The organism is Nocardiopsis sp. N85, assembly GCF_028882275.1.
Lineage (GTDB): Bacteria > Actinomycetota > Actinomycetes > Streptosporangiales > Streptosporangiaceae > Nocardiopsis > Nocardiopsis lambiniae.
Genome location: NZ_JARBUT010000008.1, coordinates 1 through 23405, shown reverse-complemented (window position 1 = coordinate 23405; position 23405 = coordinate 1). Strand labels below are relative to the sequence as shown.

At 70.3% G+C, this 23405-nt stretch carries 23 protein-coding genes; 20 read left to right on the top strand and 3 right to left on the bottom strand.

Annotation, left to right across the window (positions count from 1 at the left end):
* Nucleotides 1–55 precede the first annotated feature (55 nt).
* From secY to truA, 11 genes are all read left to right on the top strand, one after another.
* Nucleotides 56–1369 carry a preprotein translocase subunit SecY gene (secY, locus tag PWG71_RS13010; RefSeq protein WP_274809964.1) on the top strand — a complete coding sequence of 438 codons (1314 nt, stop codon included), beginning with the start codon at nt 56–58 and terminating at the stop codon, nt 1367–1369.
* On the top strand, nt 1370–2032 hold the full coding sequence (locus PWG71_RS13005; RefSeq protein WP_274809963.1) for an adenylate kinase: 663 nt from the start codon (nt 1370–1372) through the stop codon (nt 2030–2032).
* Nucleotides 2032–2853, top strand: a complete 822-nt coding sequence (gene map, locus PWG71_RS13000; RefSeq protein WP_274809962.1) for a type I methionyl aminopeptidase — start codon at nt 2032–2034, stop codon at nt 2851–2853. The genes PWG71_RS13005 and map overlap by 1 nt, the downstream gene beginning before the upstream one ends.
* Nucleotides 2854–2919: 66 nt before the next feature.
* The gene (locus PWG71_RS12995) at nt 2920–3384 is read left to right on the top strand and encodes a DUF1707 domain-containing protein (RefSeq protein ID WP_274809961.1); all 465 of its coding nucleotides are present in this window, start codon (nt 2920–2922) and stop codon (nt 3382–3384) included.
* Between the two features lie 311 nt (nt 3385–3695).
* A complete protein-coding gene (gene infA, locus PWG71_RS12990; protein ID WP_013156135.1) occupies nt 3696–3917 on the top strand; it encodes a translation initiation factor IF-1 in 222 nt (73 codons plus the stop codon).
* A 45-nt stretch (nt 3918–3962) separates the two neighbouring features.
* The gene (rpmJ, locus tag PWG71_RS12985; protein ID WP_073382354.1) at nt 3963–4076 is read left to right on the top strand and encodes a 50S ribosomal protein L36; all 114 of its coding nucleotides are present in this window, start codon (nt 3963–3965) and stop codon (nt 4074–4076) included.
* Nucleotides 4077–4310: 234 nt separating this feature from the next.
* Nucleotides 4311–4691 (top strand): 30S ribosomal protein S13, encoded by a 381-nt coding sequence (rpsM, locus tag PWG71_RS12980; RefSeq protein ID WP_274809960.1) that lies wholly within the window; start codon nt 4311–4313, stop codon nt 4689–4691.
* Nucleotides 4692–4756: 65 nt separating this feature from the next.
* A complete protein-coding gene (gene rpsK, locus PWG71_RS12975) occupies nt 4757–5161 on the top strand; it encodes a 30S ribosomal protein S11 (protein ID WP_013156138.1) in 405 nt (134 codons plus the stop codon).
* 185 nt (nt 5162–5346) lie between these two features.
* Nucleotides 5347–6369, top strand: coding sequence for a DNA-directed RNA polymerase subunit alpha (locus PWG71_RS12970; protein ID WP_274809959.1), 1023 nt, complete (start codon nt 5347–5349; stop codon nt 6367–6369).
* 65 nt (nt 6370–6434) lie between these two features.
* Nucleotides 6435–6932 carry a 50S ribosomal protein L17 gene (rplQ, locus tag PWG71_RS12965; RefSeq protein ID WP_274809958.1) on the top strand — a complete coding sequence of 166 codons (498 nt, stop codon included), beginning with the start codon at nt 6435–6437 and terminating at the stop codon, nt 6930–6932.
* A gap of 126 nt (nt 6933–7058) precedes the next feature.
* Nucleotides 7059–7907: a tRNA pseudouridine(38-40) synthase TruA gene (gene truA, locus PWG71_RS12960; RefSeq protein ID WP_274809957.1), complete on the top strand. Its 849-nt coding sequence runs from the start codon at nt 7059–7061 to the stop codon at nt 7905–7907.
* 270 nt (nt 7908–8177) lie between these two features.
* On the opposite strand, the gene PWG71_RS12955 is transcribed toward truA, so the two are convergent.
* Nucleotides 8178–9098, bottom strand: coding sequence for a hypothetical protein (locus PWG71_RS12955; RefSeq protein WP_274809956.1), 921 nt, complete (start codon nt 9096–9098; stop codon nt 8178–8180).
* A gap of 1314 nt (nt 9099–10412) precedes the next feature.
* On the opposite strand from PWG71_RS12955, the gene rplM reads away from it, so the two are divergent.
* From rplM to PWG71_RS12915, 8 genes are all read left to right on the top strand, one after another.
* Nucleotides 10413–10862: a 50S ribosomal protein L13 gene (gene rplM / locus PWG71_RS12950; RefSeq protein ID WP_274809955.1), complete on the top strand. Its 450-nt coding sequence runs from the start codon at nt 10413–10415 to the stop codon at nt 10860–10862.
* Nucleotides 10863–10899: 37 nt separating this feature from the next.
* On the top strand, nt 10900–11409 hold the full coding sequence (rpsI, locus tag PWG71_RS12945; RefSeq protein WP_274809954.1) for a 30S ribosomal protein S9: 510 nt from the start codon (nt 10900–10902) through the stop codon (nt 11407–11409).
* A 159-nt stretch (nt 11410–11568) separates the two neighbouring features.
* Nucleotides 11569–12906, top strand: coding sequence for a phosphoglucosamine mutase (glmM, locus tag PWG71_RS12940; protein WP_274809953.1), 1338 nt, complete (start codon nt 11569–11571; stop codon nt 12904–12906).
* A gap of 90 nt (nt 12907–12996) precedes the next feature.
* Nucleotides 12997–14013, top strand: a complete 1017-nt coding sequence (locus PWG71_RS12935) for an ROK family glucokinase (RefSeq protein ID WP_274809952.1) — start codon at nt 12997–12999, stop codon at nt 14011–14013.
* A gap of 301 nt (nt 14014–14314) precedes the next feature.
* Nucleotides 14315–15322 (top strand): hypothetical protein, encoded by a 1008-nt coding sequence (locus PWG71_RS12930; RefSeq protein ID WP_274809951.1) that lies wholly within the window; start codon nt 14315–14317, stop codon nt 15320–15322.
* Nucleotides 15312–15440, top strand: a complete 129-nt coding sequence (locus PWG71_RS12925; RefSeq protein WP_274809950.1) for a hypothetical protein — start codon at nt 15312–15314, stop codon at nt 15438–15440. The genes PWG71_RS12930 and PWG71_RS12925 overlap by 11 nt, the downstream gene beginning before the upstream one ends.
* Nucleotides 15441–15986: 546 nt before the next feature.
* Nucleotides 15987–16760: an SDR family NAD(P)-dependent oxidoreductase gene (locus PWG71_RS12920; RefSeq protein WP_274809949.1), complete on the top strand. Its 774-nt coding sequence runs from the start codon at nt 15987–15989 to the stop codon at nt 16758–16760.
* A 9-nt stretch (nt 16761–16769) separates the two neighbouring features.
* On the top strand, nt 16770–17534 hold the full coding sequence (locus tag PWG71_RS12915; protein ID WP_274809948.1) for a crotonase/enoyl-CoA hydratase family protein: 765 nt from the start codon (nt 16770–16772) through the stop codon (nt 17532–17534).
* Nucleotides 17535–17603: 69 nt separating this feature from the next.
* Here the strand turns inward: PWG71_RS12915 and PWG71_RS12910 are convergent, their stop codons facing one another.
* A complete protein-coding gene (locus tag PWG71_RS12910) occupies nt 17604–19052 on the bottom strand; it encodes a DUF418 domain-containing protein (RefSeq protein ID WP_274809947.1) in 1449 nt (482 codons plus the stop codon).
* A gap of 237 nt (nt 19053–19289) precedes the next feature.
* Here PWG71_RS12910 and PWG71_RS12905 point away from each other — a divergent pair, with 237 nt between their 5' ends.
* Complete coding sequence (locus PWG71_RS12905; RefSeq protein ID WP_274809946.1) at nt 19290–20486, top strand: DUF6716 putative glycosyltransferase; 1197 nt, start codon at nt 19290–19292, stop codon at nt 20484–20486.
* 94 nt (nt 20487–20580) lie between these two features.
* On the opposite strand, the gene PWG71_RS12900 is transcribed toward PWG71_RS12905, so the two are convergent.
* Nucleotides 20581–22680 (bottom strand): acyltransferase family protein, encoded by a 2100-nt coding sequence (locus tag PWG71_RS12900; RefSeq protein ID WP_274809945.1) that lies wholly within the window; start codon nt 22678–22680, stop codon nt 20581–20583.
* Between the last annotated feature and the right edge of the window lie 725 nt (nt 22681–23405).

Genomic DNA, 23405 nt, shown 5'->3' with positions numbered 1-23405 from the left:
GATCGGCCGCGATGTCTGGAATCCGTTCCGCCGCCGAAGCCGCGCAGGAGGAGACGTGCTAGGTGCGTTCGTTCGTGCATTCCGCACGCCCGACCTGCGTAACAAGTTGCTTTTCACGCTGTTCATCCTGACGCTGTTCCGTCTGGGTTCGGTGATCCCCGCGCCGGGTATCAACTCCGCGGCGATCCGCGACCAGATGGAGGCGATCACGGCGGGCGACCAGTCCGGTGTGTACGCGCTCGTCAACCTGTTCAGTGGTGGCGCCCTCCTGCAACTGGCGGTGTTCGCGCTCGGTGTGATGCCCTACATCACCGCGAGCATCATCATCAACCTGCTGACGGTGGTGATCCCCCGTCTGGAGTCCCTCAAGAAGGAGGGACAGGCCGGGCAGACCAAGATCACCCAGTACACCCGCTACCTGACGCTGATGCTCGCGGTTCTCCAGGCCACCAGCATCGTCGCCATGGCCCGGACCGGCGCCCTGTTCCAGGGGGCCATCCCGGTCGGCTCCTACATGCCGAACCAGGACATCATCACCCTGGTCACCATCGTCTTCGTCATGACCGCCGGTACCTGCATCATCATGTGGTTCGGCGAGCTCATCACCGAGCGCGGTGTGGGCAACGGCATGTCGCTGTTGATCTTCACCCAGGTCGTCGCGATGTTCCCCTCCTCGATCATGGGCCTCTACCAGGAGCGCTCCATCTGGATCTTCGCGGTCATCTGCATCGCCGGTCTGGCCCTGATCACCGCCGTGGTCTTCATGGAGCAGGCGCAGCGCCGTATCCCGGTGCAGTACGCCAAGCGGATGGTGGGACGTCGCATGTACGGCGGCAGCTCGACCTACATCCCCCTCAAGGTGAACCAGGCCGGCATCATCCCGGTGATCTTCGCCTCCTCGCTGCTGTACCTCCCCCAGCTCCTGGTCGGCCTGCTGGGCCAGGACTCGGACAACCCCGTGGTGAACTTCATCTCCACGTACTTCCTCACCGGTACACACCCCGTGTACATGGCGACCTTCTTCGTGATGATCGTCGGTTTCGCGTTCTTCTACGTCGCGATTACCTTCAACCCCACTGAGGTCGCCGACAACATGAAGAAGTACGGTGGGTTCATCCCGGGTATCCGACCAGGGCGTCCGACCGCCGAGTACCTCGATTACGTGCTCACCCGGCTGACGACTCCCGGCTCTCTGTACCTGGGTGTGATCGCCCTCCTGCCGATGGTCGCGCTCGGTGCCACCGGTGCCAACGCGAACTTCCCGTTCGGCGGGACGAGCATCCTGATCATGGTCGGTGTCGGGCTGGACACGGTGAAGCAGATCGAGAGTCACCTCCAGCAGAGGAACTACGAAGGTTTTCTGCGATAAATGCGCGCTGTATTGGTGGGACCGCCCGGGGCCGGCAAAGGCACCCAGGCCCAGATCCTCGCGGCCGAGCTGTCCATCCCGAAGGTGTCCACAGGCGACATCTTCCGGGCGAACGTCAGCGGTGGCACGGAACTCGGTAAGAAGGCCAAGGAGTACATGGACCGCGGTGACCTCGTCCCCGACGAGGTCACCAACGCCATGGTCAAGGACCGCCTCGCCCAGGACGACGCGGTGGAGGGCTTCCTGCTCGACGGATTCCCCCGCAACGTGCCCCAGGCGGAGACGCTCCAGGGCATGCTCCGGGACCTGGACACCCGTCTGGACGTCGTGCTGGAACTGCGGGTCGACGAGGACGAGGTCGTGCGTCGGCTCTCGGGCCGCCGCTCCTGTCCGCAGTGCGGTCGGGTCTACCACGTCGAGTACGACGCCCCGAAGGTCGAGGGGCGTTGTGACGACGACGGTGCCGAGCTGTACCAGCGTGACGACGACCGCGAGGAGACCATCCGCCACCGGCTGAAGGTCTACCGCGACCAGACCGCCCCCCTCGTGGAGTACTACGAGAACGAGGGCCTGCTGGCGACCATCGCGGCCACGGGTCCCGTGGCCGAGGTGACCGGCCGCGCCATGGACGCCATTCGGGAGAAGGCCGGGGCCGGTTCCTGATGTTCGGCAAGGCCAACGGCGTACAGATCAAGACGCCGGAACAGATCGCCGGGATGAGGGCGGCGGGCCAGGTGGTGGCCCGCGCCCTGGACACCCTCCGGGCCGCGGTGCGGCCCGGGGTGTCCACCCTGGAATTGGACTCCCTTGCGGAGAAGGTCATCCGCGACGCGGGGGCCGTCCCCTCCTTCAAGGGCTACCACGGCTTCCCCGGCTCCATCTGCGCCTCCGTCAACGAGGAGGTCGTCCACGGGATCCCCAGCGCCGAACGGGTGCTGGCCGACGGCGACATCATCTCCATGGACTGCGGGGCCATTCTGGACGGTTGGCACGGCGACTCGGCGATCACCGTCGCGGTCGGACAGGCCCGCCCCGAGGACCTGCGCATGATGGAGGTCTGCGAGGAGTCCATGTGGCAGGGCATCGCCGAGCTCCGGCCCGGTAAGCGCCTGGGCGACATCGGTCACGCGATCGACCACCACATCTCCCACAACGGCGGCTACGGCAACGTCCGCGAGTACGGTGGCCACGGCATCGGCACCGAGATGCACATGGAGCCGCACGTGCTCAACCACGGGCGTCGGGGCAAGGGCCTCAAGCTCGTCGAGGGCATGTGCCTGGCCATCGAACCGATGACCACCCTGGGACGACAGGACGTCGTCCAGCTCGACGACGGCTGGACGGTCGTGACCCGGGACGGCAAGCGGGCCGCGCACTTCGAGCACTCCGTCGCGATCACCGCAGACGGCCCGCTCGTGCTCACCGCACGCGAGTCGAACCGGGATAAGATATCCCAGATGGGGTTCGTCCAGCCCTCCTGGTAACGGAGGAGCGGACCGCTCCCGCCTCCGGCGGGGGCGTCATCACTCACGGGATGCGAGGTGCGCGCAGTGTCCGACCCGGTTCCGTCGACCCGAACGTCCGATGCCGATCGTGACCGTGTGGCGCAACTCCTCCAAGAGCACTTCGCGCAGGGGCGCCTGGACCACGAGGAGTTCACCGAGCGACTCGGTCTCGCCTACAAGTCCCGGACCGTCGACGAGCTCGCCCTCGTCACCCGTGATCTGCCCGAGCGCGACCTCGCCGAGGTCCGCAGCGCGGTGCCCCGCTGGGAGGAGGGGGCGGCCGTGCCGCCCATGACCCTGCGGGACCCGGCGCTGATGGTGCCCTGGACGCTCTACGTCGGGGTCAACGTCCTGTGCTTCGTGATCTGGCTCATCCTCTTCCTGACCACGGAGTACGACTACCCGTGGTTCCTCTGGGTGCTGGGTCCCTGGGGGATCGTGATGGGCGTCGTCACGGTCGGGGTCCTCGCCGGTGGGCAGGGACGCAAGGACGAACGCGACGACGTCTGAGGCGACCCGTGCGGGAAGAGGATTGCCGGGGGCGTTGTTCTCCCTGAGGCTGTTCGGGCCGTCGTTCGGAGTGGTTGCTCCGAGGGGATAGACTGTCATTGCCCATACGCGGGCTGTTGGGTCAGTCTGCCTTCTTCGCATCACGTCCTTCCAGTGACGTATCGCTCTTGCAGTTGGCCCGAACTTCCAGTGTCCTCGGTGTCGGCGACGTGGGTCCCCCCGTCGTCGGTGCCTTCGCGTCATGTCGAAGGGACACCGGGGTCGCGTCGGGTTGTCATGATCGACCAATTGATGAGCGAGGCGTGGAGGACATGGCCAAGAAAGACGGCGCCATCGAGATCGAGGGCTCCGTTGTCGAGTCCCTACCCAACGCGATGTTCAAGGTAGAGCTCGACAACGGGCACCAGGTCCTTGCCCATATCAGCGGCAAGATGCGGATGAACTACATCCGTATTCTCCCCGACGACCGCGTCGTCGTGGAGCTGAGCCCGTACGACCTCACGCGCGGGCGCATCGTTTACCGCTACAAGTAGACCGTCCGGGCCTCTGGGCCGGGCGGCTCCGAGTTCGGAGTCACCATGAAGGTCAAGCCGAGCGTCAAGAAGATCTGCGCGAAGTGCCGCGTGATCCGTCGCAACCGTCGGATCATGGTCATCTGCGCGGACCCGCGGCACAAGCAGCGCCAGGGTTAATCACCCCGGTCCGCCGGCCGCGGCTTACGCCGTACGGGTCCGATCGGGGAAGGTCTTCCCCGATGCGGGACCGCATCGCACATTGAACAACCTGTTCCGATCTCCGGGAACGCACCGCCGAGCGCGGGCGGCCCGGGGAGAACCCCCGGTCGGAGGCCGGGGCCTCGTCGATTGGGCGACGAGAGGGTGGAACGGGTCAGACCTCCGTGAAGGCATGGATGGAGTTTCGCCCACATGGCACGTATTGAAGGCGTCGACCTTCCCCGCGACAAGCGGGTGGAGATCGCTCTCACGTACATCTTCGGGATCGGCCGCACCCGCGCGCTCGAAACCCTGAAGGAAACCGGTGTCGACGGCAACACCCGCGTGTACCAGCTGTCCGAAGAGGACCTGGTCAAGCTGCGCGAGTGGATCGGCACGAACTACCAGGTCGAGGGTGACCTGCGCCGCGAGGTGCAGGGCGATATCCGTCGCAAGATGGAGATCGGCAGCTACCAGGGCGTCCGCCACCGCCGTGGCCTCCCGGTCCGTGGTCAGCGCACCCAGACCAACGCGCGTACCCGCAAGGGCAAGAAGAAGACCGTGGCCGGTAAGAAGAAGGCCGGTAAGAAGTAGTCCGCTCGGACCTTTCGACCGCGTCCGAGAACACAACGGACCGATGATCTCTGGGAGTTTCGCTCATGCCGCCTAAGGGCCGTCAGGGTGCCGCGCGCAAGGTGCGCCGCAAGGAAAAGAAGAACATTGTCCACGGACACGCTCACATCAAGAGCACGTTCAACAACACGATCGTGAGCATCACCGACCCGACCGGTGCCGTGATCTCGTGGGCCAGCTCCGGCCAGGTGGGCTTCAAGGGTTCGCGTAAGTCGACCCCTTACGCCGCGCAGATGGCCGCCGAGGCCGCCGCCCGCCGCGCCCAGGAGCACGGCGTCCGCAAGGTGGACGTCTTCGTGAAGGGTCCGGGCTCGGGCCGCGAGACCGCCATCCGTTCGCTTCAGGCGACCGGGCTGGAGGTCGGCTCGATCCAGGACGTCACCCCGGTGCCGCACAACGGCTGCCGTCCGCCCAAGCGCCGCCGGGTCTGATCCCGGTCGAGGCGCCCGCGGCCCTATCCGCGCGGGCGCCCCGCCGCGCTTGAACCCGCGTCGGCCCCGGGGGATCCCGGGACCGCGCGGGCGGGTAGGAATCCGAGTGGGAAGCGGGCACCTCGCCGGTGCCCGTCAGGTGGTCGTCAAATAGCGGGCGGCCATGTGGAAGGGAAACACGGACCATGTTGATCGCACAGCGTCCCACGCTGACCGAGGAAGTCATCTCGGACCTGCGCTCGAAGTTCGTCATCGAGCCGCTGGAGCCGGGCTTCGGCTACACCATCGGTAACTCTCTGCGCAGGACCCTGCTGTCCTCCATCCCCGGTGCCGCTGTCACCAGCATCCGCATCGAGGGCGTCGAGCACGAGTTCACCACCGTGCCCGGGGTCAAGGAGGACGTCACCGAGATGATCCTCAACCTCAAGGGTCTGGTCGTCAGCTCCGAGCACGATGAGCCGGTGCTGATGTACCTGCGCAAGCAGGGCCCGGGTGTGGTGACCGCCGCGGACATCGCTCCGCCGGCCGGTGTCGAGGTGCACAACCCCGAGCTGCACATCGCCACCCTCAACGGCAAGGGCAAGCTGGAGATGGAGCTGACGGTCGAGCGCGGCCGCGGTTACGTCTCGGCGACGCAGAACAAGCAGGCCGGACAGGAGATCGGTCGGATCCCGATCGACTCCATCTACTCGCCGGTCCTGCGTGTGACCTACAAGGTCGAGGCCACCCGTGTCGAGCAGCGCACCGACTTCGACCGCCTGATCGTCGACATCGAGACCAAGCCCGCCATCCGTCCCCGTGACGCCGTGGCGAGCGCGGGCAAGACGCTGGTGGAGTTGTTCGGTCTGGCCCGCGAGCTCAACGTCGACGCCGAGGGCATCGACATGGGCCCGTCGCCGACGGACGCCGCCCTGGCGGCCGACCTGGCGCTGCCGATCGAGGACCTCAACCTCACGGTCCGGTCCTACAACTGCCTCAAGCGTGAGGGCATCCACAGCGTTGGTGAGCTGGTTGCCCGCTCCGAGCAGGACCTGTTGGACATCCGCAACTTCGGTGCCAAGTCCATCGACGAGGTCAAGCAGAAGCTCGTCGACATGGGCCTGTCGCTGAAGGACTCCCCGCCCGGATTCGACCCCGGCACCGCGGCCGACTCCTTCGGCTCCGATGACGACGAGGGCGAGTCCTTCGTCGAGACGGAGCAGTACTGACCTTCGTCGCCCCATGGTCCCCGGCCGAGTGCGGCCGTGGACCGCATCACTAGGAGAACGACACCATGCCCACGCCTACCAAGGGCGCCCGTCTGGGTTCCGGGCCCGCTCACGAGCGGCACATCCTGGCGAACCTCGCCACCTCGCTGTTCCAGCACGGTCGCATTCGCACCACCGAGGCCAAGGCCAAGCGCCTGCGCCCCTACGCGGAGAAGCTGATCACCCTGGGCAAGCGCGGTGACCTGCACGCCCGCCGTCAGGTGCTGACCAAGATCACGGACAAGTCCGTGGTGCACGAGCTCTTCACCGAGATCGGCCCGCGCTACGAGAACCGTCCCGGTGGCTACACCCGTATCACCAAGATCGGTCCGCGCAAGGGCGACAACGCCCCCATGGCGATCATCGAGCTGGTCGAGGCCCTGGCCCCGAAGCCGGCCGCCGCCGCTCCGGCCGAGCCGGTCGAGGAGACCAAGGCCGAGGAGACCAAGGCCGAGGCCGAGGAGACCACGGAGGCCACCGAGGCCGCCGAGGCCCCGGCCGAGGAGAGCTCCGAGAGCAAGTAGATCGGCCGTGAGGCACACGGGGGCACCCCGGGTGCGCGCCGATCGATCGAGTGCCCGATCCCGAGGGGGGTCGGGCACTCGTGTTTCCTCCCGCCCCTCGTCGATGGGACCGATGTGACGGATGAGATGAACGAGGTACCGGAGCCGACGATGCGGATCCGGTTCGACGTGGCCTACGACGGCACGGACTTCTCCGGGTGGGCGGTGCAGCCGAACCGGCGCACCGTACAGGGCGAACTGGAGTCCGCCCTGGCCCGGGTGCTGCGCCTGCCCGAGGTGTCGTTGACGTGCGCCGGGCGCACCGACGCCGGCGTGCACGCCCGGGGGCAGGTCGCCCAGGCCGACGTCCCCGTGGGGACGTGGGAGCGCGAAGGCGAGCGGGTCCTGCGTCGGCTGGCCGGGGTGCTGCCGCCCGATGTGCGGGTGGCCGACGCCCGTCCCGCGCCGCCCGGGTTCGACGCCCGTTTCTCACCGCTGTTCCGTCGTTACCTCTACCGGGTCGGCGACGCGCCTCACGGGGTGGACCCGCTGCTGCGTCGGGACGTGCTGTGGCACAAGAACCGGCTGGACGTGGACCGGATGAACGCGGCCGCCGCGCGGCTGCGCGGCGAGCACGACTTCGCGGCCTTCTGCAAGAGGCGGGAGGGCGCCACGACGATCCGGGAACTCCTGCGACTGGAGTGGACCCGCGTCGACGAGCACCTGGTGCACGGCACGATCCAGGCCGACGCCTTCTGCCACAACATGGTCCGCGCGCTGGTCGGCTCGCTGCTGGCGGTCGGCGACGGACGCCGTGACGTCGGCTGGCCGGCCGAGGTGCTGGGAGCCGGGGTGCGCGATCCGGCGGTGCACGTGGTGGGCCCCCAGGGGTTGAGCCTGGAGGAGGTGCGCTACCCCGCCGACGAGGAGCTGGCCGTCCGCGCGGCCGCGACCCGCCGGGTCCGCGAGCTGCCCTGTCCCGGACACGCCGGATAGGGGCGATAGGGGCGCGAGGGCGCACGCGGGGTTCGGGGGCCGGCGGAGAAGACGTCCTCGGAAGGACCACCGGCCGTGGGGGCGCCGGCGTGGCGGTCGCCGTGCCTTCGGCCCCCTTCCCGTTCCTCGGGCGGCCGGTCGCGGCGACACCGTCGGTGGAGGGCCCGCCTCCCACGGGTGGCGGCCGACGGGAGGCCCCGAGCCGCAGGAGCGATCCGACAGAGAAGGGGGCGTCCGAACGGACGCCCCCTTCTCTGCGGTCGGGGTGGATCAGCCGCGGTCCTCCGACAGCCGCTCGTAGGCCTCCTCCAGGAAGCCCTCGCTGACGGGGGCCAGCCCGTCGGCGTCCTCCTGACCGCCATCGCTGTTGGTGGCCAGGGAGAAGAGCAGGTAGCGGCCCCACTGGCCGCCGCTGCCGTGGCCGCCCGCGTAGCCCAGGCGCTCGGCGGGGGTGCCCTCGTCGCCGGCCAGGCCGGCGAACCACTGGGAGTCCTCCAGCTTCTGCGCGTCCAGGGCCGTGGCGGCGTTCTCCTCATCGGACATCGCGGCGATGCCGATGGTGACGGCCCGGCCCTCGTCCTCGCTCAGGTAGGAGGCGCGGATCAGCTGGCGGCAGCCGTTGTCGGCGAGCACCGTGCCGTAGTCGCCGTGGGCGCCGACGGAGCAGTCCTCCTCGTCGTTCACGGCTACACGGGTGAAGGACCCGTGGCCGTCGAGCTCCAAGGTCTCGGGGAAGAGGCCCTCGACGGACAGCGCCCCCGGGTCGTCCTCCTCGGTGGCGACCGTGGTGGCGTTGCCCTCGCCGTCGGAGCCCAGGCCGCCGCTGGCGAGGAAGAACATCCCGCCGGCCGCGATGACGGTCGCGGCGACGAACCCGCCGATCATCAGGGCCTTGCGGCGTTTGGCCCCCGAGCCGTCGTACCCGTCGTCGTACCCGTCATCCTCGTAGCCGTCGTAGTCGTTCACCGCCCGGACGTCGAACTGGGCCGTGTCCGCGCCGGCGTCCTCGGGGACCTCGTCCCGGAACATCGGGCGGCTGTCGCCGCGGCCCATCGCCGGGACGGCGTGGATGTGCTGGGTGGCGCCCATCGCGTCGTCCGGGAAGACCGGCTCGGGGGCCACCGGCGCGGGCGGTCCCGGGGGGATCGCGCCGGGCGGCGGTCCCATCGGAGCGCCCGGCTGCGGTGCCATCGGAGCGCCCGGCTGCGGTGCCATCGACGGCCGGCCGCCGGTGGGGGCGGCATAGGGCGGCGGCGGTGCCTGGGGCGGTTGCCCCGGGATCTGGCCGGGAACCCCGTGCGGGGCGGTCACACCCGGGCCCATGGGGGCCGCCTGGTGGCCGGTCGGGCGCGGTGCCATCGACGGCTGGCCGCCGGTCGGCTGCGCGTACGGGGGGTGCTGAGGGCCGGGCGGCATCGGAGCGCCGGGCTGCGCTCCCGGAGGGAACGGTCCGCCCTGCGTCTGTCCCGGGGGCATCTGGGGCGGTCCCGGGGGGAACGGTCCGCCCTGCGGTCGTCCCGGGGGAACCGGGGGAAGGGGGCCGCCCTGGGTCTGGGTGGGGGGAAGGGGACCGCCCTGGGGTCGACCGGGCGGCAGGGGGGCGGGCTGGTACCGGACCGGCGGGACCGGCTGCCCGCCGGTGGGACCGCCGTACGGGGAAGGGCCGGGATCCGAGGGCGCCGGGGCCCCGGGAAGGCCCTGCGGCTGCGCCTGCGGTACCGAGGGCGCCTGGGGGGCCCCGAGGGGATAATGGCCCGGCTGGCCCTGTTGCGGGCCGCTCTGGGCGAATGGGGCGCTCTGCGGCTGTGCCTGCGGCCCCGGGGGGAGTCCGTGCGGGGGGAAGGGCTGGCCGGGCGCGCCGTGCGGCTGCTGGGGGCCGGACGGGTACTGGGAATGTGCGGGCGGGGAACCGAGCAGGTCTTGGCCGTCACCGGACTCCGGCCCGTCGGGACCGTACTGTGGCGGGTTCGGATGGGTGCTGATGGGAGTCTCCGGAGGCGTTGGGGGTGGGACTGGACCAAAGCCCGTGCCCGCGTTGTTTCCACTGGCTTACCGGGGTGACGGGCGTCTCGTCGGCGCCCGTCGTTCCGGGCGGAGACCGGCCTTTCGGTGCAAGGGTAGCCAATATGGGGGCGCGGACAGGACGAAGCACTCCACGCAACGGGCATAATGAAAGACGGAGAGGTCACGGATGTGACCCCGTGCCGGCGCTTTCCCCGCCGAGCGTGGTCCTGCCGGTCTGCCCCGCCGCTGGCTTTGACCTGCGCTATGGTGGCCAGTAGGATATTCCGTCGTGCGCTTGAGTTGCCGTGGGCCCCGATACGAGTACGGATCGGGTGCCGATCCACGCACCATCGTCTGCGCACTCACCACCGGACCGTCCTGAAGAAGTGGCACGGGACGTCCGGCCAAACACCCCGCGCCCGCGGGCGTGTTTCGTATACGAGTCCACCATCCCGAACCAGGGGGATGGGGCAGCCGACTGAAGAGCGAAGGCAAACGATCGTGCGCACCTACAGCCCCAAACCGACCGATGTCCAGCGTCAGTGGCACGTTGTCGACGCTACCGATCTCGTGCTCGGGCGTATGGCGAGCCAGGTTGCCACGCTCCTTCGGGGCAAGCACAAGCCGTACTACGCGCCCCACATCGACACCGGCGACTTCGTGATCGTCGTGAACGCCGACAAGGTCGCCCTCACCGGCAAGAAGCTGGAGCAGAAGCGGGCCTACCGGCACTCCGGTTACCCCGGCGGTCTGCGTTCCGTCGGCTACGCCGAGCTGCTGGAGAAGAACCCCGAGCGGGCCATCGAGAAGGCCGTCAAGGGCATGCTGCCCAAGGGCTCTCTCGGCCGCCAGATGGCGAAGAAGCTCAAGGTCTACGCCGGTTCGGAGCACCCGCACCAGGCCCAGCAGCCGGTTCCGTTCGAAATCATCAAGATCGAGCAGCCCGCCTAGGCGTTCGCGAGACTTCACAGAAAACACGAGGAGAACCGTGGTCGAGCCCACCGGTATCGAAGAGACCGAGCAGGAGTACGTCGAGAACCCGGAGGAATTCCCCTCCGAGTACACGAGCGAGTCCGACGAGACGGTCGCGGCCTACGTGCCGACCGCCTCCGGCCCCAGCGCCGGCACCGGCCGCCGTAAGACCGCCATCGCCCGCGTGCGCATCGCGCCCGGCTCGGGTGAGTGGAAGATCAACGGCAAGCCGCTTGAGGTCTACTTCCCGGACAAGGTCCACCAGCAGACCATCAAGGAGCCCTTCGTCTCCCTCGGGTTCGACGGCGCCTATGACGTCTTCGCCCGGATGAACGGTGGCGGCCCCAGTGGTCAGGCCGGCGCTCTGCGGCACGGTATCGCCCGCGCCCTGGCGTCCCTGGACCCGGAGAACAACCGCCCGACCCTGAAGAAGGCCGGTTTCCTGACCCGCGACGCCCGTGAGGTGGAGCGTAAGAAGGCCGGTCTCAAGAAGGCCCGCAAGGCGCCGCAGTTCTCCAAGCGCTAAGGCTCATGCGCCGGCTCGCGCTCGGCTGAGCTTCGACCCGTACGTCGTCCCCGCCAACACGGGGACGGCGTACGGGTTTTTCCATTTCGCGTGGCTTGTCGGTCACACTGAACTCCACGGCGCCGGACGCGGCGCCACCGCTGAAAGGGGCTGTCGCCCGTGGGACGGCTGTTCGGTACAGATGGTGTACGAGGGGTCGCCGGTCGCGACCTGACCGCCACGCTCGCCCTTGAGCTGTCCATAGCCGCGGCGAGGGTGCTCGCCGCGGGCATCGAGGGCCGCCGGCCCAAGGCCGTCGTGGGTCGGGACCCGCGCGCCTCCGGTGAGTTCCTGGAGGCCGCGGTGGTGGCGGGGTTGGCGAGCACGGGAGTGGACGTGGTGCGCGTGGGCGTGCTGCCCACCCCCGCTGTGGCCTTCCTCACCGGTGACCTCGACGCCGACTTCGGCGTGATGCTCTCCGCCAGCCACAACCCGGCTCCGGACAACGGCATCAAGTTCTTCGCCCGGGGCGGTCACAAACTGGAGGACGCGCTCGAAGACGAGATCGAGGGTCTGTTGGGCGTGCCCTCCACCCCGGCGGTGGGCGTGGCGGTGGGCAGGGTCACCGACGCCACCGGCGGCGGCGAGCGCTACATCGATCACGTCCTCGCCTCGGCCCCGCACGGCCTCCGCGGGCTCAAGGTCGTCTTGGACTGCGCCAACGGCGCCTCCGCCACGGTGGCGCCGGACGTGTTGCGCCGGGCGGGCGCCGAGGTCATCACGATCGGTGACGCGCCCGACGGTCACAACATCAACGAGGGGTGCGGCTCCACCCACCTGGAGGTGCTCCAGGAGACGGTGCGGCTGCACGGAGCGGACGCGGGCATCGCCAATGACGGCGACGCGGACCGCTGCCTGGCGGTGGACGCCGGCGGCAACGTCGTGGACGGCGACCACATCCTCGCGATCCTGGCGGTCGAGGCCAAGGAGGAGAAGCGGCTGGCCGAGGACACCCTCGTGGTCACCGTGATGTCCAACCTCGGCCTGAAACTGGCCATGGAGCGCGAGGGCATCACCGTGACGGAGACCGGGGTGGGCGACCGGTACGTGCTGGAGGAGATGAGGCGCGGCGGCTTCAACCTGGGCGGTGAACAGTCCGGCCACGTCATCCTGCTGGACCACGCCACCACCGGCGACGGTGTGCTCACCGCTCTGCACCTGCTGGCCGCCATGGCGCACCGCGGCCAGGGGCTGGCGGAGCTGGCCAAGGTGATGACCCGGCTGCCGCAGGTGCTCATCAACGTTCCGGACGTGGACAGGTCCAAGGCGGCCGGCTCCGAGGAGCTGTGGGCGGCGGTGCGCGCCGCCGAGGCCGAACTCGGGGACACCGGCCGGGTGCTCATCCGCCCCAGCGGCACCGAGCCCAAGGTCCGGGTCATGGTGGAGGCGCCCGAACAGGCACAGGCCACCGCGGTGGCCGAACGTCTGGCCGGGGTGGTGCGCTCGGCCCTCGGCTGAGGCGTGGCAGTGGTATCGACACGCGCGTTCGGGTACGGAACCCGGGCGCGCGTCGTCGTGATCGGATGATCGGAAGCGATCGGGGGAACGATGGGCCGGACACGGTACGGGCACGCCTTGACGATCGGCGTGGACATCGGCGGCACGAAGGTCGCCGCCGGTGTGGTCGCGCCGGGCGGCCGGGTGCTGGCCCGGGTGCGCACCGAGACCCCCGAACGCAGCAAGAGCCCGGCGGTCGTGGAGGACACGATCGTGTCGGTGGTGGAGGACCTGCGCGTCGAGTACCCGGTGCGGGCGGTCGGGGTGGGCGCCGCGGGCTTCGTGGACGAGCATCGCGCGAACGTGCTGTTCGCCCCCCACCTGTCGTGGCGGGAGGAACCGCTGAGGGAGGCGCTGTCGTCGCGCCTGGGACTGCCCGTGGTGGTGGAGAACGACGCCAACGCCGCCGCCTGGGCGGAGGTGTGCTCCGGCGCGGCCCAAGGGGTGGACGACGTCGTCGTGGTCAACCTCGGGACCGGGATCGGCGGGGCGATCGTCCTGGGCGGTCGCCTGTACCGGGGCCGGTACGGGCTGGCCGGTGAGTTCGGCCACATGACGGTGGTGCCGGGCGGGCACCGGTGCGAGTGCGGCAACCGGGGGTGCTGGGAGCAGTACGCCAGCGGCAACGCGCTCGTCCGGGAGGCCCGTGAGCTGGTGACGTCGGAGTCGCCGGTCGCCCGGGCCCTGCACCAGGCGGTCGAGGGGGACGTGCGGCGGATCACCGGGCCGCTGGTGAGTGAGCTGGCGAGCAAGGGCGACCGGGCCTGCACGGAGCTGATGCGCGAGGCGGGCCAGTGGCTGGGCGCGGGCCTGGCCGACCTCGCGGCGGCCTTCGACCCGGAGCTGTTCGTCGTCGGCGGAGGAGTCTCGGAGGCGGGGGACCTGCTGCTCGGGCCCGCCCGGGAGGCGTTCGAGCACGGCCTGACCGGTCGGGGGTACCGGCCCGAGGCCCGGGTGGTGGCCGCGGCCCTGGGCAACGAGGCCGGTCTGGTGGGCGCGGCCGACCTGGCGCGCGACGCGCTGCCGACGCGCCGCCGCCGCATCACGCGCCGTTCCCGCCGCCGCTGACCGGCACCGCGACGTGTCTCCCGGACCCGGGGAGCGGCTCTGTGGTCATATCGGAACCTCCGGAGACGGTTCTCCGGCCCACCGTTCTCCGGTCGTCCCCCTGGCGGGAACACGGCGACCGGGGGTGACCGGGTGAGGGGGAACCCGGAAGTCCGATGTTCCGGGCAGGACCGGAACGACCGGAGGAGACCGTCCCGAACGGGCGGCACTTCGTCCACCGGTCGTTACATCCGATCTGTACTCTGGGATCCCACGTGTCTGCTTGATTCGAGAAAGTCACGTCGTGAACCCCATTCTTCCCATGGACGTACCCTGGGCCTTCGAAGGGCACGGGTCGGCGTGGGTGGAATCCCCGCTCCAGTTCCTGTCCGCCGTGGAGGCCTACGCGGCGCACGGACTGTCCACCCAGGGCTGCATCCTGCTGCGTCAGGACTCGGCCGGGCTCGGCGACGTCCACGCCGCGCTGCGCGGCCTCTTCCCCGCCACCCCGCCCGCCGCGCTCGCGCGGCGTCCCACCCGCCCCAAGACCGCCGACTTCACCTGGGTCATCGGCGACGCCTTCTCCGGACAGGTGCAGCGGTTGCTGTTGCGGGCGCCCCGCTGTCGCCTGGTGCTGGTCGACGACGGCCTGGCCGTCTGGCACCTGCTGCGGCTGCTGGCCTCGTCCACCGCGCAACCCGTGCTGCGCGCCCGGGTGAGACGCACCCCGAGCCGGCTGGCACTGGGCGTCGCGGCCGGGCACGTCCTGCGCCGGGCGGTGGAGGAGGGGCGTCTCACCGTCTTCACCATGCTCCCGCTGCCCGACGACCTGTTGGCGGCGGCGAGCACCGCCGGGATCCGGGTGATGCGCCACGACTTCCCGTTGCTGCGCTCCCTGCCCGAGTACGATCACCCGGTCGAACACCGGGTCGTCCTGGGCACCGCCCTGGTCAACGACGGTCTGGTCCGGGCACCGGAGTACCTGGGGTGGGTGGACCGCCAACTCGCGGAGGGTCCCGTGGCCTACCACCCGCACCGCCGGGAGGACCCCCGGGTCCTGGAGCGGCTGGCCGCCGACCCGCGGGTCCGATTGGTCCGGGAGGAACTGCCCGTCGAGCTGTCCCTGCGCGGTCTGGGACCCCGGCACACGGTCCGGTCGCTGCCCTCCACCGCCCTGGTCTCCCTGCGCCTGCTGGTGCGCGGGGCCGGGATCGGCACGGACGGGGTCCCCGAGCACTGGTGGACGGATCTGGCGTCGCCCGGACTGCGCGAGGACCTGGCGGTGACCACCGCCCTGGTCAACGACGAGGAGCACACGGGTGGAGCCTGACGGCGACGGCCGGATCCGGGTCATGGCGATCGCCGACTCCGATTCCCACCTCACGTGGTCGGCGGCCCTCCTGGGCTCCCTGCCCGAGGACACGTGGGACACCGGACCGTGTTCTTGAGCGGGATTCCCTTGGAACCACCCCGGGCGGGAATGACGGCGGTGACACGCAAAGCACGGCTCCGAGGGTGAACGAGTTGGGGGAACGGGGCACCGAAGCCGATCGGCCTCTATTATTCCATTCTCCTGGATGGGGGTCGTCCTCCTTTTCGAAAGCCGACCCATCCCCTTCCCGTGAGCGTGCTCCTATGTTCGGAAGTCGGCCTCCCGCATGGTGGACGGCTCTGCGGTGCACGTCGATCAGGGGATTTCCGCGGCTTCTCGGGATTTTTCAGGAGTGTTTCTCGGCGCCGCGTCCGCGCCTGGACTCTCATGACATTCCTTCGGCGCTTCGCCGGTTTTCAAGGTAGATGTACTCGTTATCTCGACCGACTTCGCGAAGGATTTGAGGGAGGTGGAGCGGATGCGTTTTCCCTGCGGTGGCGTGCGCCACTTTCGGTCGCGCGGAGCGGGGTGGGGCGAAGGAGGGCACGGGGTCGGTGTGCCGTGCCCGATTTACCGAACCCGGTTCTAGTGCGTGGGTCACATCCTCTGTAGAGTGCGGCCCATGGATCTCAACGGAATCTCCGCCCTCGTCTCGGGCGGCGCGAGTGGCCTCGGTGAGGCCACCGCCAGGGAACTCGCCTCCGCCGGTGCCACCGTCGTCATCGCCGACCTCAACGCCGAACGCGGCGAGGCCATCGCCAAGGAGCTCGGCGGCGTCTTCGTCGCCACCGACGTCTCCGACGAAGACCAGGTCAAGGCGGCGGTGCGGGCCGCCGTCGACACCGGCTCCCCCTTCCGCGTCGCGGTCTCCTGCGCCGGCATCGGCTGGGCCACCCGCACCGTCGACAAGTCCGGCAACCCTCACGACCTGGCCAGTTACCAGAAGGTCATCCAGGTCAACCTCATCGGCACCTTCAACGTGCTGCGCCTGTCCGCGGCCGAGATCGCCAAGACCGAGCCCCTCAACGAGGACGGCGAACGCGGTTCCATCGTCAACACCGCCTCCCTCGCCGGCATCGAGGGCCAGATCGGCCAGATCGCCTACTCCTCCTCCAAGGGCGGCGTCATCGGCATGACCCTGCCCGCGGCCCGCGACCTGGCGGCCGTCGGCATCACGGTCAACACGATCGCCCCCGGCATCCTGGAGACCCCGATCTACGGTGAGGGCGAGGCGTCCGAGCAGTTCAAGCAGCGGCTGGCCGCCCCGGTGCCCTTCCCCAAGCGCCTGGGCACCGCCGCGGAGTTCGCCAAGCTGGCCCGCACCCTCCTGGAGGTCAGCTACATCAACGGTGAGGTCGTCCGCATCGACGGCGCCCTCCGCATGCCGCCGAAGTAGGGGGAGACCGTGTCCGACGAGGTTCTCTACACGGCCGAGGACGGCGTCGCCGTCATCACCATCAACCGGCCCCAGGCCAAGAACGCGGTGAACGCCGCGGTCGCGCGGGGGATCGCCGAGGCTCTCGACGATCTGGACTCGCGCACGGACCTGACCGTGGGCATCATCACCGGCGCCGGGGGCACCTTCTGCGCCGGGATGGACCTGAAGGCCTTCATGAGGGGCGAGGTCCCGCTGGTCGAGGGCCGCGGGTTCGGCGGGTTCGCCCAGTCCCCGCCCAAGAAGCCGCTGATCGCCGCGGTCGAGGGCTACGCCCTGGCCGGCGGGTTCGAGGCGGTGCTCGCCTGCGACCTGGTCGTGGCCGCCGAGGACGCCCGGTTCGGCATCCCCGAGGTCAAGCGCGGCCTGGTGGCCGGCGCCGGTGGCCTGCTGCGCCTGCACCACCGCGTCCCGCGCAACCTGGCCATGGAGTTCGCCCTCACCGGTGACTTCGTCGACGCCCCGCGCATGGCCTCGCTCGGCCTGGTCAACCGGGTCACCGCCAAGGGCGGTGCCCTGGAGGGCGCCAAGGAGCTGGCGGCCAGGGTCGCCGCCAACGGTCCGCTGGCGGTGCGCGTCTCCAAGCAGATCATCACCGAGTCGGACGACTGGTCCACGGCCGACATGTGGGACCGGCAGAACGAGCTGGCGGGTCCGGTCTTCGTCAGCCGGGACGCCATGGAGGGCGCGACGGCCTTCGCCGAGAAGCGCGCCCCCGTGTGGCAGGGCGAGTAACCCTCCCACACGGCACCCGTGGTTCGCGCGCGACGGTCGCCCTCGTCGAGGGCGACCGTCGCCGTGCCGTCACTCCTTCGCGGCCGGTTCGTTCGCGGCCGGCTCCTGAACGGCCGGGTCCCGCCTGACCGCCGGAGCGGTCGCGTCCGACCCGTCGCGCACCACCACGCGGGCGGCCCATCGTGAGATCGCCGTGGTCGGCCGCTCCATCGGACCGGCGCCCAGGGTGAGGCGCCACACCGTGGCGAAGACCAGGGAGACCACCAGGGTGATCTCCACCGTGTACGTTTCCACCGGCCACGCCCATGCGGGCAGGAGCGTCCCGTAGACGGCCCACAACAGCACCCCGTGGGCGGTGTAGAGGGTGAGGGTCATGGCTCCGATGGCCCCGATCGGGTACAGCGCGATCCGTGCCGGTCGGGTCTCGGCCATGAGGAGGCACAGGCCGATCACGGCCATCGCCACCCCGGTGTTGCCCACCACTTCGACGGTGGTGTTGCTGTGCGAATAGGCCTCGAACAACGACCACCAGGAGACGTACTCGCCGTCCTCGGGCAGGAACCGGCTCAGCGGTCCGAGCAGCAGCCACGACGAACCGTAGCCGAGGGCGGCCATGCCGACCCCCGCGCCGACCAGCCACAGGCGCACCCTCCGGGACCGCAGGCCGGTGCGGGCGACGATCATCCCGGCCAGGACGTAGGCCATGAACACCGCCGCCGGGTACAGACCCAGGAACAGGAAGTCCAAAGGGCCTTCCAGCATGTCGAACGTGAACAGCGGCATGCCCTCCAAGGAGCCCTCCTCCGAGAAGGGGTCCTCGCCGTCGGACCCCTCCAAGGAGCTCCAGTACGCCTCCTTGGACTCCGCCCACTCCGGGTCCCCCCAGGTGGACGCCCACTCCGACTCGTCCTTCTCGGTCCATTCCTCCTCGTCGGACACGCTCTGGAACCAGCCGTCGACGGGCATCAGGTACTGGGCGGCCAAGGTCGCCTGCGGGCCGATCAGCGCCACCGCCACGGCGAGCGCCACCAGGTGCCGGGTGCGCAGCCACAACAGGGGGATCGCCAACAGGAAGAACACCCCGTAGAAGTGCAGGATGACCGCCAGGGAGCCCAGGACCGCCAGACCGTAACCGATCGCGACGAGAATGAGCGCGCGCACCGCGATCCGCACCCGGACCCGGTTGCGTTCCGTGCGGGTCCCGGGGCGGCTCCGCCCGGCCAGGAGCACCAGGGAGATCCCGGCCAGGAACGCGAACAACGCCGCGGACCGGCCGCTCACCGCGATCGAGATCCACTCCACGACGGTGCCGCCGAGCCCCTCGATCTCCTTCTCGGTGTCGTGGACGTCGACGCCCCCGGTCAGGAGGAGGGCCAACGGCACCCCCATGTGCGCGATGAACACCCCGAGCAGCGCGACCCCCCGGGCCGCGTCCACCCCCACCAGGCGTTCGCGTGGCCGGACGGCCCTCGGTTCCTCGGCGTCCCCCGCCGGCTCTACGGCCTCGACGACGGCCATGCGCCCCCCTGTGCGTCATTCCTCAACGTGCACTGCGATCAACGCGAACCGCGAGCCGGACGGTTCGGTGACGGAGGTCACCGAGGCCGGGGAGCCGCCGCCCACCGGGACGAACAGTCATCACTCCGAAGGGTATCCATGTCGATACTTTGTGTGTGTAGGCTGTCGGCGTACCCCGAGACCACCGTGGCGCCTCGGTGTTCCCGGTGCCGCACGGACACCTCCAGGAGGACCGACGTGAGCGACCCCGACCTCGGCGGCATGGACCTGACGGTCGTGGCCGTGGCGGACACCGAGCAGTACGTCCGGTTGTCCGCGGCCATGTTCGACGCCCTGCCCGGGCACGGTCACACCGTCGGCCTCGCCGTCGTGCGGTCACCCATCGCCCCCGCGCCCGCCCGGCTACGGGGCGCCGTCGCCGACACCGGGCTGGCCGGCCGTCGCGTACCGGTCCTGACCCTGCCCGAGCTGCGCCGTCTGATCCGCCGTCGGGTCCCCGACGTCGTCATGCTCAACTGCACCGCCCGGGTCACCGACGCCCTGTCCGGGATCCTGCCGACCGGTCGCCGCCGACCCGTCGTGGTCTCCACCCTTCCGGCGCCCGCGCTTCCCGCCGGCGAACACGAATGGCTCCACCGGTCCCGCGTCGACCTGCTCGTGCTGCACAGCCTGCGCGAGGTCACGGCGTTCGCCGAACTGGGGGAGAAGATCGGCGTCGGCGCCGAGGTCGCGCTGGCGGGGACACCGCTGCCCATCGTGCGCGAACCCCGCAGGGCCCGCCCGCACCGTGTGGTGTTCGCCGCCCAGGACCACGTTCCGGCCCCGCCTCGCCACCGCGAACGGATCCTGGAGGCGCTCGCCGACCTCGCCGAGAACCGGCCCGACCTGGAGGTCGTCGTCTGCCCGGGCGAGCGGCGGACCACCGCTCCGGGCGGGGACTACGAGGAGCTGTGGCGCTCCCTGGTGGCGGCCGGGAGCGTCCGCGACCACACGGTGCTCTTCCGGGCCGGACCCGTCGCGGCCCAGCTGGACCGGGCGCGGGGGCTGGTCACCGTCGGCTCGCCGACGGCGCTGGAGGCGATCTCGATGGACGTCCCGGTGATCGTCCTGAGCGATGTGGGGGACGACGCCGGGGCGACGGTGTTCGAGGACGGGGACCTCTTCGGGACCCTCGACGACGTGCGCGCGGTGCGCTTCCGGGTCCCCTCGCCTCGATGGGCGCGGGAGAACCACTTCCACCCGCCGGAGCGGGAGGACTGGACGCGCCGCCTCGCCGAGCTGGTGCTCCGCACCCGGCGCGGGGAGCTTCCGGCCCGACCGACCCTGCTCGACGAGTCGGTCCATCGCCGTGCCCGCCGGCGGATCCTCGCCGATCTGGGCGGAGCCCCGTCCCTCCTGCGCTCGGGTCCCCGCGCGCCCTGGCCCGCCCACTGAGCCCCCGCCGGCCGCACCCGACCCGAAGGTCGGCCGTCGCGACCGGCGGATCCCGCGTCCGGGGCCGCCCGGCCCTCGGGGAGGCAGGGCGGGGTCAGCGGAGGGTGACGGTGGGATCGGCGGCGGCCTCGGTGCGCCCGTCGATGAGGGTGGAGGTGTGGTCGGCGAGGGTGGTGTCGGCGACCGGGGCGTCCGGGAGGGCCTCCAGGAGCAGCGGCTCCAGCAGGACCGCCAGGGACGACGAGAACGCGTACGAGAAGTGGTTGTCGTCGTAGTAGGCCAGCTGGTTGCCGATCACCCCCGGGCACCGACCGTCCCGGCACAGGTAGTCGGACAGGTCCACCACCCGCACACCCGCCGGCAGGTCCTCGGCCTCCTCCAGGGGCGAGACCTCCGCCAGCGTGTACGCCCGGTCCTCGGCACAGGCGCCGGCGCCGGCGCGGTCGACGCAGTCGGCCACGTCGAAGGAGAAGCGGGGCGTGTCACGGACCGCGACCACGTCGATGCCGCGCTCCTCCAGCCACCGCCAGTGCTCCACGAACCCGGCCGGCACGTGCTCCAGGCTTCCGTCGCCCTGCTGCGTCAGCGTGCCCAGGGTGAACACCGCGTTCGGGCGCATCCGCTCCAGTTCCGCCGTGACCTGGTCGTTCCAGGCGTTGCACTCCTCGTACACCGCGCCTTCGAAGACCTGCTCCTCGGCGCTGAACTGGCAGGCGTTCTTGGTCATGATCACCAGCCGCCACCCGTGGTGTTCGGCGATGGGCAGGAGCGCCTGGAACCAGTGCCGTGCGTGCGAACTGCCGGTGAGGACCAGTGTGTACTCCGAGTCCACGGCCCCGAACTCGCAGGAGATCAGCTCCGCGTCGGGGATGGTCACGTTGCACGCGCTGGTCTGGGAGATGGTGTCCCGCTTCACCGTGGTGGTGTCCGGGTACACCGGCAGCGACGGCAGGCTCGCCGCCAGCTCCGGGCTCAGGTGCACGGCCGCCCCGGGATAGGCGGTCGGGTCGGCGCTGAGTCGCGCGCGCAGCTCGCGCTCGTGCTCGATCCCGGCGTTCCAGAGCAGGGAGCCCAGCAGGACCGGGACCGCGAACAGCACCCCGGCGGCCAGCGACCACGACGGTGACCGCCGGTCGCGCAGGACCCGGTCGACACCGCCGTCGACGATCCACGACGTGGCCAGGGCCGCCGCGAAGGAGGCGCCCAGGACCATGAGGCCGCCGGTCATCGACGGCTTCACCCGGTTCGTGACCTCCAGGTAGAAGACGAGCACCGGCCAGTGCCACAGGAACAGCGTGAAGGAGTGCCGGCCCAGCCACGTGAGCGGGCGCAGTCCCAGCAGGCGGTTGGCGGACCACCGGCCGGGCTCCCCGTCGGCACCGGCCACCAGGATCAGCACGGCGGCCGTGATCGGCCACAGCGAGGCGTACCCGGGGTAGGGCAACGAGTCGCCGATGATCACGCCGCAGGAGATCAGGGCGAGCAGGCCGATCCACCCGGCGACGGCGCGCACCGCGCGGGGCACGCGCAGATAGGGCATGAGCAGCGCGAGCAGTCCGCCCAGGGCGGGTTCCCACAGGCGGGCGCCGGTGTCGAAGTAGGCCCACGTCGGCTCGGTCGAGGTGATCCACAGGGAGTAGCCGAACGACAGGGCGAACACCCCGGTCACCGTCGCCGTCACCGCGGTCCGGACCCCGCCGCCCAGGCGTACGGCGGCCAGGGCGACGAGGGTGAGCAGGATCGGCCACAGCAGGTAGAACTGCCCCTGCACGCCCAGCGACCAGAAGTGCTGGACCGGGCTGGAGGCGGAGTCCCGCGCCATGTAGTCGACCGAGCCCAGCGCCAGGTGCCAGTTGACGTGGTAGAGCGCGGCGGCCCGCACGTCGGCGATGACGGCGGTCCAGCCCGATCGGGGCAGGAACAGGAAGGCCCCGATCAGGACCGCGCCCAGGACCACGGCCCCGGCCGGGAAGAGCCGCCGGGCGGTCCGGCTCCAGAACGCGCCGATGCCGATGCGCCCGTCGCGTTCCAGCGCCCGCACCATGGATCCGGTGATGAGGAACCCGGTGAGGATCAGGAAGACGTCGACGCCGCCGGAGACCGTCCCGAACCAGATGTGGTAGACGGCGATGAGCAGGGCGGCGATCCCCCGCAGCCCCTCGATGTCGTCGCGTCGGCGACGGACCTCGGGCACGCGGAACACGGGACTCTGGGCAGAAGAGGACACGGGTGGGCCTTGGGCTCGGTGAAGATGAGGGCGCAGGGGGCGGCGGCCATGGGCGCGCGGCTGAGCGCCGGAGGGATGACGGCGCTCGGGGAATGCCCTGCGTTTTCAGTATCCGATGGCTTTGACCGGATCTGGCCAGATAAGGGTCGACGTTGTCCAGTCGAGATGAAATCTGTGTTGATGTGTAGCCCTGAGCTGCGAAAACAGTGTCCGAGTTCACATCTGGAAGGCTTATCGGCCTCCCTGTGCCCGTGTTCCTTTTGTTGATTTATGGGGCGTTCATAGCAACGTGTTTGACTGAACCCGCGTCCTGTTCACGGCCGATCGCACGACAGGGGGAACACGTATGGGGTCGCGCTTCGAGGAGGACGAGTAGGAGGAAGGGGGAGGGGAACTTCTACGCCGACGAGGGCACCTTCGGGGCGCTCGCACGGCTGGACGCCGAAGAGCCCGACGGTGGCTGGTGCCCCCGGACACACGAGCCCTCCGGACGTACGAGGACCCCCGTGCCCGCGCGGCCGGGGGTCCTCGTACGTCCGGAGGCGTCCGAAGGCGCGCCCGTCCAGTATGCGGTCGACGCTCCGTGGCCGTCCGTCCGGCCGTGGGGACCGGCGGTCAGACTCCGGGCCTCTCGAACCGGGAGGGGAAGGGGAAACGGTCGGTCAGGACCCGGTGGACCATCGCGGTGACCT